The organism is Streptomyces sp. NPDC050636 (genome assembly GCF_040654775.1).
GTDB lineage: Bacteria > Actinomycetota > Actinomycetes > Streptomycetales > Streptomycetaceae > Streptomyces.
Genome location: NZ_JBFAIP010000006.1, coordinates 39,073 through 54,470, shown reverse-complemented (window position 1 = coordinate 54,470; position 15,398 = coordinate 39,073). Strand labels below are relative to the sequence as shown.

The 15,398-nt window shown below is 70.3% G+C and carries 14 protein-coding genes; 11 read left to right on the top strand and 3 right to left on the bottom strand.

Going from position 1 to position 15,398, the window contains the following annotated elements; translation table 11 throughout:
* Positions 1–4 precede the first annotated feature (4 nt).
* Positions 5–910 carry a hypothetical protein gene (locus tag AB0I10_RS08785; protein WP_363151761.1) on the bottom strand — a complete coding sequence of 302 codons (906 nt, stop codon included), beginning with the start codon at positions 908–910 and terminating at the stop codon, positions 5–7.
* Between the two features lie 146 nt (positions 911–1,056).
* Between AB0I10_RS08785 and AB0I10_RS08780 the strand changes: the two genes are divergently transcribed.
* Both AB0I10_RS08780 and AB0I10_RS08775 read left to right on the top strand, forming a co-directional pair.
* The gene (locus tag AB0I10_RS08780; RefSeq protein ID WP_363151631.1) at positions 1,057–1,440 is read left to right on the top strand and encodes a hypothetical protein; all 384 of its coding nucleotides are present in this window, start codon (positions 1,057–1,059) and stop codon (positions 1,438–1,440) included.
* 12 nt (positions 1,441–1,452) lie between these two features.
* On the top strand, positions 1,453–2,643 hold the full coding sequence (locus tag AB0I10_RS08775; protein WP_363151630.1) for a glutathionylspermidine synthase family protein: 1,191 nt from the start codon (positions 1,453–1,455) through the stop codon (positions 2,641–2,643).
* A 106-nt stretch (positions 2,644–2,749) separates the two neighbouring features.
* On the opposite strand, the gene rocD is transcribed toward AB0I10_RS08775, so the two are convergent.
* Positions 2,750–3,955: an ornithine--oxo-acid transaminase gene (gene rocD / locus AB0I10_RS08770; protein WP_363151629.1), complete on the bottom strand. Its 1,206-nt coding sequence runs from the start codon at positions 3,953–3,955 to the stop codon at positions 2,750–2,752.
* Positions 3,956–4,293: 338 nt separating this feature from the next.
* Between rocD and glyA the strand changes: the two genes are divergently transcribed.
* The 4 genes from glyA (at position 4,294) to AB0I10_RS08750 (ending at position 8,754) form a co-directional block, all read left to right on the top strand.
* Positions 4,294–5,568, top strand: coding sequence for a serine hydroxymethyltransferase (gene glyA / locus AB0I10_RS08765; RefSeq protein WP_363151628.1), 1,275 nt, complete (start codon positions 4,294–4,296; stop codon positions 5,566–5,568).
* A gap of 112 nt (positions 5,569–5,680) precedes the next feature.
* A complete protein-coding gene (gene trpS / locus AB0I10_RS08760; protein ID WP_363151627.1) occupies positions 5,681–6,691 on the top strand; it encodes a tryptophan--tRNA ligase in 1,011 nt (336 codons plus the stop codon).
* 208 nt (positions 6,692–6,899) lie between these two features.
* Positions 6,900–7,481, top strand: a complete 582-nt coding sequence (locus tag AB0I10_RS08755) for a 2'-5' RNA ligase family protein (RefSeq protein ID WP_363151626.1) — start codon at positions 6,900–6,902, stop codon at positions 7,479–7,481.
* 193 nt (positions 7,482–7,674) lie between these two features.
* Positions 7,675–8,754, top strand: coding sequence for a YihY/virulence factor BrkB family protein (locus tag AB0I10_RS08750; RefSeq protein ID WP_363151625.1), 1,080 nt, complete (start codon positions 7,675–7,677; stop codon positions 8,752–8,754).
* Between the two features lie 13 nt (positions 8,755–8,767).
* On the opposite strand, the gene AB0I10_RS08745 is transcribed toward AB0I10_RS08750, so the two are convergent.
* A complete protein-coding gene (locus AB0I10_RS08745; protein ID WP_363151624.1) occupies positions 8,768–10,297 on the bottom strand; it encodes a D-alanyl-D-alanine carboxypeptidase in 1,530 nt (509 codons plus the stop codon).
* Between the two features lie 10 nt (positions 10,298–10,307).
* Between AB0I10_RS08745 and AB0I10_RS08740 the strand changes: the two genes are divergently transcribed.
* The 5 genes from AB0I10_RS08740 to AB0I10_RS08720 all read left to right on the top strand — a co-directional run bounded on the left by AB0I10_RS08740 (position 10,308) and on the right by AB0I10_RS08720 (position 15,363).
* On the top strand, positions 10,308–10,643 hold the full coding sequence (locus AB0I10_RS08740; RefSeq protein ID WP_363151623.1) for a hypothetical protein: 336 nt from the start codon (positions 10,308–10,310) through the stop codon (positions 10,641–10,643).
* Between the two features lie 22 nt (positions 10,644–10,665).
* On the top strand, positions 10,666–11,976 hold the full coding sequence (locus tag AB0I10_RS08735) for a metallophosphoesterase (protein WP_363151622.1): 1,311 nt from the start codon (positions 10,666–10,668) through the stop codon (positions 11,974–11,976).
* Positions 11,977–12,228: 252 nt separating this feature from the next.
* The gene (locus tag AB0I10_RS08730; RefSeq protein ID WP_363151621.1) at positions 12,229–12,540 is read left to right on the top strand and encodes a hypothetical protein; all 312 of its coding nucleotides are present in this window, start codon (positions 12,229–12,231) and stop codon (positions 12,538–12,540) included.
* 70 nt (positions 12,541–12,610) lie between these two features.
* A complete protein-coding gene (locus AB0I10_RS08725) occupies positions 12,611–14,056 on the top strand; it encodes a hypothetical protein (RefSeq protein ID WP_363151620.1) in 1,446 nt (481 codons plus the stop codon).
* A 113-nt stretch (positions 14,057–14,169) separates the two neighbouring features.
* Entirely contained in the window at positions 14,170–15,363 is a 1,194-nt protein-coding gene (locus tag AB0I10_RS08720) for a S8 family serine peptidase (RefSeq protein ID WP_363151619.1), read from the top strand.
* The last annotated feature ends 35 nt before the right edge of the window (positions 15,364–15,398 follow it).

Here is a 15,398-nt window from a genome sequence, read left to right as displayed (position 1 = left end):
CCCCTCACGGTTCCTCCACCGCGTCCAACCCCCGCCCCTCCGTTGGATGCCCCTCCCCACCCCCCTCCCCCGGCACCTCCCCAAAGCGGGCCAGGACCAGTGCGCCCGCCACCGCCAGCGCGAAGCCCGCGGCAGCCAGCGGCGCCAGGCCCGGGCGGGTGCGGTCGCCGAGCCAGGCGACGCCGACCAGTGCCGGGCCGATGGACTCGCCGATCACCATGCCCGCCGTGGCGGCGGTGACCGAGCCGCGCTGGAAGGCCGAGGTCAGCAGGAGAAAGGCGGCACCGCCGCCCAGGAGCAGGGCGTAGACGGCGGGGTTGGTGAGGAGAGCTGAGAGGGAGGAGATGGAAGAGACGGAGGAGACGGAGAAAACGTCGATGAGGCGGACGGAGACCTCCACAACGCCGAAGCCGAGGCCCGCGCCGAGGCCGAGGGTCGCGGCGCGGGCGCGGCCCGGGAGTCGGCCGGCCAGCGCTCCACACGCGAGGACGGCGAGCGCGGCGGCCAGTATGCCGATGCGCAGGGCGGACGAGCCCGTACGGTGTCCCTCCGCGCCGGAGGCGAGCCCGATCATTGCGAGGCCGCCGCAGACCACCGCCACCGCGAGCCACTCGGCGCGGCTGAGCCGGACGTGCAGCACCCGCGCCGCGACCACCGCCGTCACCGCGAGGCTGGCCGCCAGCGCCGCCCCGACCGCGTAGAGGGGGAGGGAGCGGAGGGCTACGAGTTCAAGGAGGAAGCCCAGGGCGTCCAGGGTCAGGCCGAGCAGATAGCGCCATTGCTTCAGGACCTGCAGGAGGAGGCGCGGGTCGAGGCCGGAACCCTTGCCCGGGGTGGTGGCGCGGGCCGCGACGGCCTGTAGGACGGAGGCGGTGCCGAAGCACACCGCCGAGCCGAGTGCGCAGATCATGCCAAGGATCACGAAACGACTGTAGGGGGCGGAGTCGGAAAACCGGCGGGCCTGTGGGCGGGCGGCGCCGAGCGGTCATCTAGGCTGATCCGCACTCCAGCAGATGTTTATTTGTTCATTGCCATGTCCACGGGGGAAGGCAAGAGATGGCTGAGAAAGCACGTCGCCGGCTGCGGTCGAGCACGGTGATCCTGGGCGGGATGGGCGCGCTGGCCGCCGCTCTCACGTCCTGCGGTTCCGAGCCGGACAAGCGCTGCGTGGACCGCAACAGTTACGACACCCTCAAGGGCTATCGCGTCGTCGACAGCAAGAACTGCTCGGCGGGCGGCAGCAGTTCCAGCAGTTCCGGCGGTACGTCCAGCGGGGGCAGCAGCACCGGCGGGTACGGCAAACAGCGGAAGTCCGTCGACGGGCAGTGGTACTACGGCCCGGACAGCACCAGCGGCAAGTACGCCGACAGCGGCACGTTCAGCAAGAGCACGGCCGTCAACCGCGGCGGCTTCGGCTGCTCGGGCTCCGGCGGAGGGTGAGGGCCGGTTCCGATGAAGCGGCACACCATCACGCCCCGGCCGGGCTGGCAGCAGACCGTCGAGGAGCAGGGGCTGATCTACCCGCTCACCCGCTATCCCGACGACTCCCTGCGCCCGTACTGGGACGAGAGCGCGTACTACGAGTTCTCGCTGCCCGAGGTCGAGGCGCTGGAGGACGTCGTCGAGGAGCTGCACGGGATGTGCCTGGCCGCGGCCGCCCACATCGTGGAGCGGGACCGCTTCGCCGACCTCGGGATCGACGACCCGCGGCTGGCCGGGCTGGTCGCCGAGTCCTGGCGTCGACGCGACGAACTCCCCTCCCTGTACGGGCGGTTCGACCTGCATTACGACGGCACCGGGCCGGCCAAGATGCTGGAGTACAACGCGGATACGCCGACCTCGCTGGTGGAGGCCGCGAGTCCGCAGTGGTTCTGGATGGAGGAGCGCTTTCCCGGCGCCGACCAGTGGAACTCGCTGCACGAGCGGCTGGTGGCGGCCTGGAAGCGGCAGGCGCCGCTGCTGCCGCCGGGCGCACCGCTGCACTTCGCGCACTCGGCGGGCGATGAGCTCGGCGAGGACCTGATGACCGTCGCCTACCTGGAGGAGACGGCGCAGCAGGCGGGTCTGGAGACGGTCGCGATCTCCGTGGAGGACATCGGTTGGGACCGGCTCTCGGGCCGCTTCGTCGACCAGCGGCTGCGGTTCATCCGCGGCTGCTTCAAGCTCTACCCGTGGGAGTGGCTGGCCACCGACGAGTTCGGCCCGCACGTCCTGGACACACTCGACAACGGCGGCGGCACCGGCTCCACCCTCTGGATCGAGCCTGCCTGGAAGATGCTGCTCTCCAACAAGGCGCTGCTGGCGGTCCTTTGGGAGCTGTTCCCCGGCCATCCGAATCTGCTGCCGGCCTATCTGGACGGGCCGCGCGAGCTGGCGCGTACGAAGGGTTACGTCGCCAAGCCGCTGTTGGGCCGGGAGGGCGCCGGGGTCACGCTGCACGAACCGGGCGCGGAACCGGTGCTGCGCGGGCCCGAAGACCCCTGCTGCTACCAGGAGTTGGCGCCGCTGCCGGACTTCGACGGCAATCGGGTGGTGCTCGGCGCGTGGGTCGTCGAGGACGAGTCGGCGGGGCTGGGCATCCGCGAGTCGGCGGGGCCGGTCACGGATGAGTATGCGCGGTTTCTGCCGCATGTGATCCTCTGAGCCGGCCAGCGCACCGCGCGTCGGGCAGGGCGCAGCGAGCGGCCAGGGCTGCGGTCCGCCGGCCGCCCGCTGCATGTCCCGAGAGGGTTGCGCCCCGCTGCCGGGGCTACGCCTCCAGTACCTGCCGCAGTTGCTCCAGCCCCCAGTCCAGATCCTCCTTGCTGATCATCAGCGGCGGAGCGATCCGGATCGTGCTGCCGTGGGTGTCCTTGACGAGCACGCCGCGCGCCATCAGCTGCTCGGAGACGGTCCGGCCGGTGCCGCGCGACGGATTGATGTCCACGCCCGCCCACAGTCCGCGCCCGCGTACCGCGTCCACCGCGCCGCCGCCCACCAGCAGCCCCAGCTCGCTGTGCAGATGCCTGCCCAACTCCGTTGCCCGCTCCTGGAATTCGCCGGACCGCAGCATCGCGATGACCTCCAGGGCCACCGCGCACGCCAGCGGGTTGCCGCCGAACGTCGAGCCGTGCTCGCCCGGCGCGTACACCCCCAGCACCTCGCGGGAGGACACCACCGCCGACACCGGCACCACACCGCCGCCCAGCGCCTTGCCCAGCACATACATGTCCGGGACCACGCCCTCGTGCTCGCAGGCGAAGGTCCGGCCGGTGCGGCCCAGGCCGGACTGGATCTCGTCGGCGATGAACAGCACATCCCGGCTGCGGGTGAGCTCCTGCACGCCCGCCAGATAGCCCGGCGGCGGCACCAGCACGCCCGCCTCGCCCTGGATCGGCTCCAGGAGCACCGCCACGGTGTCGGCGTCCACAGCGGCCTCCAGCGCCGCCAGATCGCCGTACGGGACGATCTCGAAGCCGGGGGTGAACGGGCCGAAGCCGGCGCGGGCCTCGGCGTCGGTGGAGAAGGAGACGATGGTGGTCGTCCGGCCGTGGAAGTTGTTGTCCGCGACGATGATCTTCGCCCGGCCGTCCGGGACGCCCTTGACCTGGTAGCCCCACTTACGCGCCGTCTTCACGGCCGTCTCGACCGCCTCGGCGCCGGTGTTCATCGGCAGCACCATGTCCATCGCGCACAGCTCGGCCAACTGCGTACAGAAGTCCGCGAACCGGTCGTGGTGGAAGGCGCGCGAGGTGAGCGTGACGCGTTCCAGCTGGGCCTTGGCCGCGTCCAGCAACCGGCGGTTGCCGTGACCGAAGTTCAGCGAGGAGTACCCGGCGAGCATGTCCAGATAGCGCCGGCCCTCCACATCCGTCATCCAGGCACCCTCGGCGGTGGCCACGACGACGGGGAGCGGGTGGTAGTTGTGCGCGCTGTGGGCTTCGGCGGCGGCGATGCAGCGTTCCGTGGTCGTCACCGGTGACTCCGTTCGGTAGGCCGTGCAAATGCGGGCACTGCGGGCCCTTCCCTCGTTGCTTCCATTGTTGCGCCGACCAGGCTTTGGTGCCCTGGCCAGGCTTTTTTCGTCCCGCCCGGGCCCCTCCGGGTGATCGGCGGCCAGGACCGGAGAAGTCCAGGACTTACCGGACCTGCCCGTCTAGACTCTGCGGTGCGCACCGCGACTGGCGTACGGGGAATGAACCCCGAGGGAGCGGGGCGCGGCCACCCGCACCGGGTGCCGCCATCACGAGGTGCCGCCCGCCTGGGCACCCCGGGACCCGACCGGATCACCGTTCGACCGCCCCGGAGGACACCATGTCACTGCCCCTTTCGCATCCCGCGCTGGCCGCCGCCGACCCCGAACTCGCCGCTCTCGTCGGCGCCGAGGAGCAGCTCCAGGCGGACACGCTGCGGTTGATCCCCAGCGAGAACTACGTCTCCACCGCCGTCCTGGAAGCCACCGGCACCGTCCTGCAGAACAAGTACAGCGAGGGATACGCCGGCCGTCGCTACTACGAAGGCCAGCAGAACATCGACCGCGTCGAGACGCTGGCCGCCGAGCGCGCCAAGGCCGTCTTCGGCGTCGAGCACGCCAACGTCCAGCCGTACTCCGGCTCGCCCGCCAACCTCGCCGCGTATCTGGCCTTCGCCGAGCCCGGCGACACGGTGCTGGGCATGTCGCTGCCGATGGGCGGCCACCTCACGCACGGCTGGGGTGTCTCGGCGACCGGCAAGTGGTTCAACGGCGTGCAGTACGGCGTACGGGCGGACACGGCGCTGATCGACTTCGACGAGGTCCGTGATCTCGCCCGCAAGGAACGCCCGAAGATCATCTTCTGTGGCGGTACGGCCGTGCCGCGCACCATCGACTTCGCCGCCTTCGGCGAGATCGCCCGCGAGGTCGACGCGGTACTCGTCGCCGATATCGCGCATATCGCCGGACTGATCGCGGGCGGCGCGCACCCCTCGCCCGTCCCGCACGCCGACGTCGTCTCCACCACCACCCACAAGACCCTGCGCGGTCCGCGCGGCGCCCTGCTGATGTCCCGTGCCACGCACGCCAAGGCCATCGACAAGGCCGTCTTCCCCGGCCTCCAGGGCGGTCCGCACAACCACACCACGGCCGCCATCGCGGTCGCGCTGCACGAGGCGGCCGCGCCGTCCTTCCGGGAGTACGCGCACGCCGTCGTCGCCAACGCCAAGGCGCTCGCCGAGGCACTGCTGGCCCGCGGCTTCGACCTGGTCTCCGGCGGCACGGACAACCACCTGGTGCTGATCGACCTGACGTCCAAGGACGTACCGGGCAAGGTCGCCGCGAAGGCGCTGGACCGGGCCGGCATCGTCGTGAACTACAACACCGTCCCGTTCGACCCGCGGAAGCCCTTCGACCCGTCCGGCATCCGGATCGGCACCCCCTCGCTCACCTCCCGGGGCCTGGGGACGGACCGGATGGCGCAGGTCGCGGAGTGGATCGACCGCGCTGTGACGGCCGCGGGGGCGGGGGACGAGGCGGCCCTGGCGGCCATCCGCGGCGAGGTCGCGGAGCTGATGTCCGGCTACCCGGCGCCGGGGCTGCCGACCGGCGACTGATCGGCGGCTGAGCAGGGGCGACCCGGGACCCGGGTCGCCCCGCCCCGAGCCAGATCCCCCTTCGGCCGACCATGCGCCGGGGAGCGCAGACGGACCTGAGACAATCGGTGCCATGGCTCTCGATCGTCCGCGTGTGCTCTCCGGCATTCAGCCCACCGCCGGCTCCTTCCACCTGGGCAACTACCTCGGCGCCGTCCGCCAGTGGGTGGCGCTGCAGGAGTCCCACGACGCCTTCTACATGGTGGTCGACCTGCATGCGATCACCGTCCCGCAGGACCCCGCCGAACTGCGGCGGAACACCCGTGTCGCGGCTGCCCAGCTGCTGGCCGCCGGCCTCGACCCGGAGCGCTGCACGCTCTTCGTCCAGAGCCATGTGCCCGAGCACGCCCAGCTCGGCTGGGTCATGAACTGCGTCACCGGCTTCGGTGAGGCGTCCCGGATGACCCAGTTCAAGGACAAGTCGGCGAAGCAGGGCAGTGACCGTACGACGGTCGGCCTGTTCACCTACCCCGTGCTGATGGTCGCCGACATCCTGCTCTACCAGGCCGATCAGGTCCCGGTCGGTGAGGACCAGCGCCAGCACCTGGAGCTGACCCGCGATCTCGCGGACCGCTTCAACACCCGCTACGGCGACACCTTCACCATCCCGAACCCGTACATCGTCAAGGAGACGGCGAAGATCTTCGATCTTCAGGACCCGTCGATCAAGATGAGCAAGTCGGCGTCCTCGCCCAAGGGCATCGTCGACCTCCTCGACGAGCCCAAGGTCACCGCGAAGAAGATCAAGAGCGCCGTGACGGACACCGACACGGTGATCCGCTTCGACCGCGAGGAGAAGCCGGGCGTCAGCAATCTCCTCACCATCCTCTCCACGCTCACCGGCACGGACATCCCGAAGCTGGAGAGCGATTACGAGGGCAAGGGTTACGGAGCGCTCAAGACCGACCTCGCAGAGGTGATGGTCGATTTCGTCACACCGTTCCGGGACCGTACGCAGGAATATCTGGACGACCCGGAGACGCTGGACTCAATCCTGGCCACGGGTGCGGAGAAGGCCCGCGCGGTGGCCGCCGAGACCCTCGCCACCACCTATGACCGGCTCGGATTGCTGCCGGCGAAGTAATGACGGGACGTCCCGCGAGGCCGGTTCCGGCCGGCTTCGCGGACGGTCCGGGGCCCCGCGCCCCCGCCCCGGGGGCTCATGGGCCTGCCAATAACAGGACCGAGGACGCTCCCCGGATCGGGCGCGCACCCGGCACACTGATAGCGGTGCGCGAGCATGACGGGAACATCGAGCGCATCATGGCGGGAACATCAGGAGGGAGAACGCAGTGGGGACCGTAACGCTGGGCGTTTCGATCGCGGTCCCGGAGCCTTATGGAAGCTTCCTCCAGAGGAAGCGCGAGGGCTTCGGGGACCCTGCCGCACACGGCATCCCCACGCACATCACCCTCCTCCCGCCGACGGAGGTGCGCGCCGACGCGCTGCCCGGTGTCGAGCAGCACCTCGCCGAGGTCGCGGCCTCCTTCCGCCCGTTCCTGCTCCGCCTGGACGGCACCGGCACCTTCCGCCCGCTCTCCCCGGTCGTCTTCGTGAAGGTCGCCGAGGGCGAGGCGGGCTGCACCGCGCTCCAGGCCCGCGTCCGCGCCGCCTCCGGCCCCTGCGCCCGCGAGCTCCAGTTTCCGTACCACCCGCATGTGACGGTGGCGCACGGCATCGCCGAGGAGGCGATGGACCGCGCACACGCCGAGCTCAAGGACTTCTCCGCGGCGTGGACGATCGGCGGCTTCGCGCTGTACGAGCAGGGCCCGGACGCGGTGTGGCGCCTGGAGCGGGAGTACCCGTTCGGGACGCAGCCGGCGGGAGTCCCCCGGCAGGCCGACCTCTCGCGGCCGCCGGCGCCTGCGTCGTAGCGCGGCGGGAGCCCGTCCAGCGGCGGGTGCCGTACGGCGCGTCCCCAGCCCCAGCCCCAGCCCCTGCGCGAAGGCGAATCGGCATGGCACGGGCTATGTGTCTGCGTTTCCCGGGTACGCGGAAGCTAGTGTTCCGGATCACCGGGGACACCGCCGCACGGCACACGGCGTATGAGGGCGAGAGGGGAACGCCATGGACTGGCTGCGCAGGCTGCCGGTGATCGGACCGGCCGCCGCCTGGCTGATGACCACGCACCTCTGGCGCGCGTACGAGCGCATGGAGCGGGTGCACTGGACCAGGCTCGCCGCCGCGATCACCTTCACCAGCTTCGTCGCGCTCTTCCCCCTGCTCACCGTCGCCGCCGCGATCGGCGCCGCAGTGCTCAGCGACAGCCAACTCCACACCCTGGAAGGCAAGCTCGCCCAGCAGATCCCCGGCATCTCCGGGCAGCTCGATCTCGCCTCCCTGGTCGACAACGCCGCAACGGTCGGGCTGATCGCCGGTGTCCTGCTGCTGTTCACCGGCATCGGCTGGGTCGAGGCGCTGCGCGACTGTCTGCGCGCGGTCTGGGAGAAGGGCGAGGAGGACATCAACTTCTTCCTCAGCAGGCTCCGGGACGGCGGACTGCTGCTCGGCCTCGGCGGCGTCGCACTCCTCTCGGTCGCCTGCTCGGGCTTCGCGAGCTCCGCGGTGGGCAAGGCCGCCGACGCGATCGGCCTGGAGCGGGGCGGCATCGGCAGCATCCTGCTCTCGGGCGCCGGCTTCTGCATCGCCGTCCTCACGGACTTCCTGCTGCTTGCCTACGTCCTGACCAAGCTGCCCGGTGTGCACCCGCCACGGCGCGCCGTCATCGTCGCGAGCTTCATCGGCGCGGTCGGCTTCGAACTGCTGAAGCTGCTGATCAGCGGCTATCTCAGGGGCGTCGCGTCGAAGAGCATGTACGGCGCGTTCGGCACGCCGATCGCGCTGCTGCTGTGGATCAACTTCACGGCGAAGCTGCTGGTGTTCTGCGCGGCGTGGACGGCTACACCGCGTGCGGGGAGCGAAGGGAAGCCGGGGGAGCCGGACGAGCCGGACGAGCCGGGGGAGCCGGGGGAGCCGGGGGAGTCGGACGAGCCGGGGGAGCCGGGGGAGCCGGGGGAGTCGGATGAACTGGGGGAGCTGGACGAGTCGGGGGAGTCGGACGAGCCGGGGGCGGAGGGGCCGCCGGGCCCTCGTACCCAGCCCGCCCCGCCCCCGACCCCGCCCAGCCCGTCCCCCGAAGCCCGCTGACCCCGCGACCCGCTCACTCTTTCCGGTGCCGCCGCCCGCGGACCAGCTCCGGCAGCGGCCAGCGGCGGTGGACGCCGAGCGCCGCGAGGCCCAGCACCACCAGCGCGCCGCCGGTGATCCCCACGGCCGTCCACGCGCCGCCCGAGCCGTCGGCGGCGTCCAGCGCCGCCTGGGCCTGCTCCCGCCCGTTCTTCGCGTTGCCGTTTCCGTCGACGCCCGACCCGTCCTCTTCGCTCGTGGGCCCGACGAGCCGGCCGACCGGCTCCACCTTCCCGGACGCCTTGAAGCCCCAGTCGAAGAGCGTGGCGGCCTCCCGGTACCCCTGGTTGTGCTCCTTCTTCTCCGGGTTCATGACCGTGACGAGGAGCTTGCGGTCACCGCGCTGGGCGACGCCGGTGAAGGTCGACCCGGCATTCGTGGTCGAGCCGTTCTTCACGCCCGCGATACCCGGGTACGGCTTGATGTCGTAGTCGCCGCTGAGCAGCCGGTTGGTGTTCTGGATGCCGAACTTCGCCCGCTTGCCGTCCTTGCCCTTGTCACCGGGGAACTGCGCGCTGGCCGTCGAGCAGTACTCCCGGAATTCGGCGTTCTGCAGCCCCGCGCGGGCGAACAGGCTCAGGTCGTACGCGCTGGAGACCTGCCCCGGTGCGTCATAGCCGTCCGGTGTGACGACATGGGTGTCGTTGGCGTTCAGCTCCTTGGCGCGCTGCTGCATCTGAGCGACGGTGGCGTCCACACCGCCGTTCATCGCCGCGAGGGTGCGCACCGCGTCATTCCCGGAACGGAGGAACACCCCGAGCCACAAGTCGTGGACCGTATAGCTCAGGTTCTCCTTTATCCCGACGAGGCTGCTGCCCTCGCCCATCCCCGCCAGGTCGGCCGGCTTGACCGTGTGCTTCTGGTCCTTGGGGAACTTCGGCAGCACCGTGTCGGCGAACAGCATCTTCAGGGTGCTGGCCGGAGGGAGCTGCCAGTGCGGGTTCTTGGCGGCCAGCACCTTGCCCGACTCGGCGTCGGCAACGATCCACGAACGGGCCGTGACCTGGTCGGCTCCCGGCAGCTTCGGCGCACCGGGCGCCAGGTCGACCTGGACACCGGGCACACCCAGCCGGTCACCGCCGACCTTCGACATCTTGGCGGGCGGCGGGGGCGCCTTGGGCGTCTCGTCCTTGGGATCGGCGGACGCGGTGCCGGCCAGCAGCAGTGGGGACGCCAGCAGCGCGCCGGAGGCCAGCGCGGCGACCGTACGGATCGGATATCCCGTACGCCGGACCGGACTTCCCGTACGCCGGGTCTGATTTCCCGTACGCGCCCGACTGCCCGTACGCGCCGATCTCACGGCGGTGTCGGGATCGGCCGAAGCGCGGAAGCCCGTGGAAGCGGAGGAGTTGGTCGAAGCGGAGGAACCCGCGGATGCGGAGGAAGCCGTGGAAGCAGCGAAGGTCATCGGCACGTCGGTGAACGTACCCGTCCGTGGCCCGGAACCAGACAGCGCCCCACGGAAGAGTGCCCCTGCCGACCGCCGGATGGAGCCGCTGCCCATACTGGAACTTATGCTGCGCTCTTCGGGGGACGCCCCCCGCACCCCCGCGACCCTCTCTCGCCCCGTGTCCTGGTTCCTGCTCGCCTTCGGGGTCTGGAGCTGGTTCATCTGGATCACTTTCGTCAAGAATCTCTGGAAGGACGGGAGCGGTCTCGCCTTCGACGACGCCGGTGACCCGACTGCCTACTTCTGGGTCCATCTGCTGCTCGCGGTGACTTCCTTTCTCTTGGGGACGGCGATCGGGGTGATCGGGTTCCGCGGAGTACGGGCCTTGCGCCGTGAGAAGTCGAACGACACCGACGGGCCCGACAAGCCCACCTCCTCCTCACCCTCATCGGCTTCCTGAAGCACGGGCACGGGGAGTCGCCGTGTTCTTCGCCCTGATCGTGGTCCTGGTCCTGGGGCTGTTCGGCGCTGTGCACGGCTATCTGTGGTGCCGTCTCGTCCGCGACACCACGGCGCCAGGCAGCCGGTCGCGCCGGGTGGGTACGGCCGCTGCCTTCGTGCTGCCGATCACCGGCCTCGCGGCTCTGCTCTCCGGCCGCGTCGGCGCCCCCTTCGCCGTTCAACAGGCGCTGGCCTGGCCCGGATATCTCTGGCTGGCGCTGGTGCTCTACCTCAAACTGGCGCTGCTGGTCGGCGAAGTCGTACGGCTGGTGTGGCTGCGGGTGGCGGCGAGGCGGGACGCCCATCGGGCGAGGCGGGACGGCCAGAAGTTCGGGGCTACGGACGGAACGCCGGAGCAGCCGCCTTCCGTGGCGGTGGCCTCCGCGGCGCCCGCCGTCGAACCGGCCCCGGCCACGGCCCCCACCCTGCTCCCGCCCGGCACCCGCGCCCTGCCGCCGCTCGCCCATCCGCCCCGCCGGCTCTTCGTAGCGCGGGCCGTCGCCGCGGGCGCGTCCCTGGCCGCCGCGGCCACCGTCGGTTACGGCACCGCGACGACGCTGAGCGGCCCGCGCGTGAAGCGCGTCACGGTGCCGCTGGCCAAACTGCCGCGCGCCGCGCACGGCTTCCGTATCGCCGTCGTCAGCGATATCCACCTGGGCCCGGTCCTCGGCCGCGCGCACACCCGGCGCATCGTCGAGACGATCAACCGGACCAACCCCGATCTGGTCGCCATCGTCGGCGACCTGGTCGACGGCAATGTCGCCGACCTCGCCCCGGCCGCCGAACCGCTGCGTGACCTACGTGCCCGGCACGGCGCCTACTTCGTCACCGGCAATCACGAGTACTTCTCCGGCGCCGCCCAATGGGTCGACCACATAAGGGAGTTGGGCATCCACCCGCTGGAGAACGCGCGCACCGAACTCCCCGGCTTCGATCTCGCCGGCATCAACGACCTCGTGGGCGAGCGCGAGGACGCGGGTCCGGACTACGCCCTGGCGTTGGGTGGCCGGGACCCCGCCCGCGCGGTCGTCCTCATGGCCCACCAGCCGGTCACCATCCACGACACCGTCCGCCACGGCGTCGACCTCCAGCTCTCCGGCCACACCCACGGCGGCCAGATGTGGCCGGTCACGTACCTCGCCGCGGCCGCCAACCCCATCGTCGCCGGGCTGAAGCGGTACGGCGACACTCAGCTGTACGTCACCCGGGGCGCGGGCGCCTGGGGGCCGCCGGTGCGGGTGGGTGCTCCGCCGGACGTCACGGTGGTCGAACTGGCCTCACTGCGGGCGTAATTTGCCGCCCCGGAGGGGAAGTGGAGTGCCCCGGGACGGGTGGATGGCGCGCCTGCGGGGTACTTGGTAACGGGCTGTCTACAAAGTGCGGTCGCATTGTGCCGCGAATCGGACAGATCATGACTTACGATCTTGCCTTTCCGGCCGTCAACTCCCTATTCTTTATTGTCTTTAGGTTGTCCTTATCGTGGTGGCTTGACGGGGCGGCGCGAGGGCGGCGAGCGGGGCACGCGGGGAAACGGGGAGAGCGTTATGAGCAAGCAGTTCAAGGTCGACCTTGAGGAGCTGGACAGCGTTGTGCGCCAGCTCAAGCGCCTTCAGGGCGACATGGATGAACCCAGCCAGAAGATGAAATACAGCACAACCATCCCGAAGTCGGCTTTTGGGGTCAATTTCATCGAGTGCGGGGATCTCGCCAGTGCCCACGACGACATGCAGGAGTACATGTCGCAGGTCATCACGGCGCTCCAGGGGCTCATCACCAAATTCGGTGACAAGACGGAAGCCAGCCGGGGCGCCTACGAGGACCAGGAGCACGGTGCCAAGGTCTCGATGAACGGCTGACCCGTCAGCGGCGGTGCAGGAACGAAGCGTGGCGCAGGGACGAGAGGGATGACGATGAAGGGGGGCCGGCGTGGTTGACGCCAGGCAGGAGTACGAGAGCGCCAAGGCGATGGAGAAGCAGCGGAATGCGGAGGAGAGGAACGAACGACTCAAGTCGTTCAAGGGCCAGCGCCTCACGCCTACTTCGCCTTCCGACTTCCATCACCACGGCATCAACGATCTCCGGGCGATGATCGAGAACGCCAATCCCGGCGCGATCGAGACGTCCGGCCAGCACTGGCGTGCCTCAGCCGACCGCCTCGCGGGCGAAGACGGGCGGGGCGGCATCCGCAAGGCCTTCACCGACGCCGTCGAACACGCCTCGGCGCACTGGGAGGGCTCGGCAGCCGAGGCCTTCCGCAGGGAAGCCGGCAAGGTACTTGAGAAGATCGACCGGACGTACGGGCACTCCCGGAACGTCGAGAGTTCGCTGATCGGTTCACGCGAGTACGGGTCGGAAGGCAGCGTCGCGCACAGTCTTCGCGAGGCCAAGAAGGCCATGTCCAAGATCCATGACCCGGGCAACTGGGAAAAGATGAAGGACGACAAGGGGGACGACAGCCAGTTCCACCAGGACATGGCGAACCCCAAGATGGACGCCCGTATGGCGCTGGAGCTCAACCGGGACAATCTGTCCCTGAGCAAGGAGCGTCAGGTCGAGGCCGTCATCGTGATGGACGAGCTGGCGGCCAACTACGCGGTTCACACCAAGGGGTACCGCGAGGGCCCCGGCGAGCCCCCGCCCCAGGGGGACTGGCCGACGCCGCCGTCGAACCACAAGCAGCCGCCCCCGGTGAACATGCCCGACACGAGCGCCTCGCGGCCGGATCCGTCGGAGTACCAGACGAACATGCCCAACGGGGTGGGCGGCGGTCATGCCGTCCCGCCGGGCTTCGGCGGACCCAACATCAGCCGGCCCGACGTGCCCGTGACCACCGGACTCGACGGTGTGGCCGGCGGGACGATGACCCCGCCGCCGAGCGCCGGTGCCATTGGCGGTGGAGCGGGTGTCGGACACGCCGTGCCCGCCGGAGGGTCCTCCGACGGTGCGATCGGGGGCGCCATCGGCATGGTGGGCGGCGGTATGCGCCCTGGCGGTGGCGGCGGTATGCGTGGCGGTATGCCCGGTGCCGGTGGTATGCGCGGCGGCGGTGCTGGTGCACCGGGCGCCGGCAGCGGCAAGGCGGGCGCCAAGGGCGCGGCCGGACGCACCGGTGCGCAGGCGCGTACACGTGGTGGCGTGGTCGGCAAGCCGGGCATGCCCGGGGGCGGCGCCAAGCAGGGCGGCTCTGGACTGCACCGCAGTCGTGGCGGTAAGAAGGCCGGGCCGGTCGGCGCGCCGGGTGCCGCTGGTGCCAAGGGCAAGGGCGGCCGCGAGGAGCAGGAGCGCAACAGCAAGCAGCGCCCCGACTACCTGGTGGAGGACGCGGAGACGTGGACCCCGCAACGTAATGTGGCGCCTCGCGTCATCGAGTAGGCCGGCGACACCGTCGCACGGCGGCCAGTGAGGAGTGGCCCCGCACCTGATGTGCGGGGCTTTTCCTCGGCGGAACACCGCCGCCCGGAGAGCAGAGCGAGAAGGAGCGAAGCATGAGGGTCACCCGAACACTGCGCGCGACGGTGGGTGCTGCGCTGACCGGAGCGCTGCTGCTCACCGCGAGCGGCACGGCGTCCGCAGATCAAACGCGTAAGGATCTGTGGCCGTTGGAGGCGTTCGGGGCCCAGGATCTGTGGAAGGACGCCACCGGCAAGGGTGTGACGGTGGCCGTGCTGGACAGTGGTTTCCGTACGACCCATCAGGACCTGCCGGGGCAGTTCCTTCCTGGACCGGACTTCGGGCCGGCGCAACAGGCCGAGTCAGCCAAACACCCCAAGCGCCCTAACGAAGACGTCCGCGACCACGGCACCGCGATGGCCGGGATCATTGCGGGCCGCGGACACGGCCCGGGCGGATCCGAAGGCGTCAAGGGACTGGCTCCCGACGCCAAGATCCTTCCTGTCCCGACGTTCGACAACAACGGGCAGGCCACACGGTGGGCCGTGGATCACGGTGCTGACGTCATCAACATGTCCTACGGCGGAAGCGTCCGGGACGGCGACATGTGCGAATCCATCCATTACGCCCTCGAAAAGGGTGTCGTGGTCGTGACCGCCGCGGGCAACGACGGCTGGTCCAAGAGGAGCTATCCGGTGGGCTGCCCGGGGGCGATCGGTGTCGGAGCGGTGGACCAGTACGGCGAGGCCTCCGGCGACAACAACTACAACTCCGACATGGATCTGCTGGCACCCGGCGTGCGAATCCCCACCGTGAGGGGCACGAGCGACTCGGGCTACAAGACGGTGAACGGCAGCTCGTCCGCTTCTGCCTACGTCTCCGCCACCGCCGCCCTCCTCAAGGAGAAGTTCCCGAAGCTCACCCCCGGCCAGATCGCCAACCGCCTGGTGAAGACGGCGGGTCTGGCGAAGGCGGAGAAGGCCAAGGGCCTCAAGCTCCCGGACGCCCACTACGGCTACGGCTTCATCCAGCCCGGCCCCGCGCTCCGGAAGGACATCGCAGCAGGCCCCAAGGACGGCCCGCTGGCAATGCCGAAGGGCGAGGCGCCGCAGGCGGGCGTCAAGCCCGGCGTGGAAAAGGGCGCCGACCCCAACCCCCGGATGGGCGCCAAGGACAAGTTCATGCTCTACGGCGGCATCGGCCTCGGCGCACTGCTCGTCGTCGGCATCGTGATCGCCATCGTGGCAGTCACCCGTAGCCGCAGGAACGCCAACCAGTCCTGGGGCTGAGCCCGAGGCTCTCCCCGCATCCATAAGAATTCTCG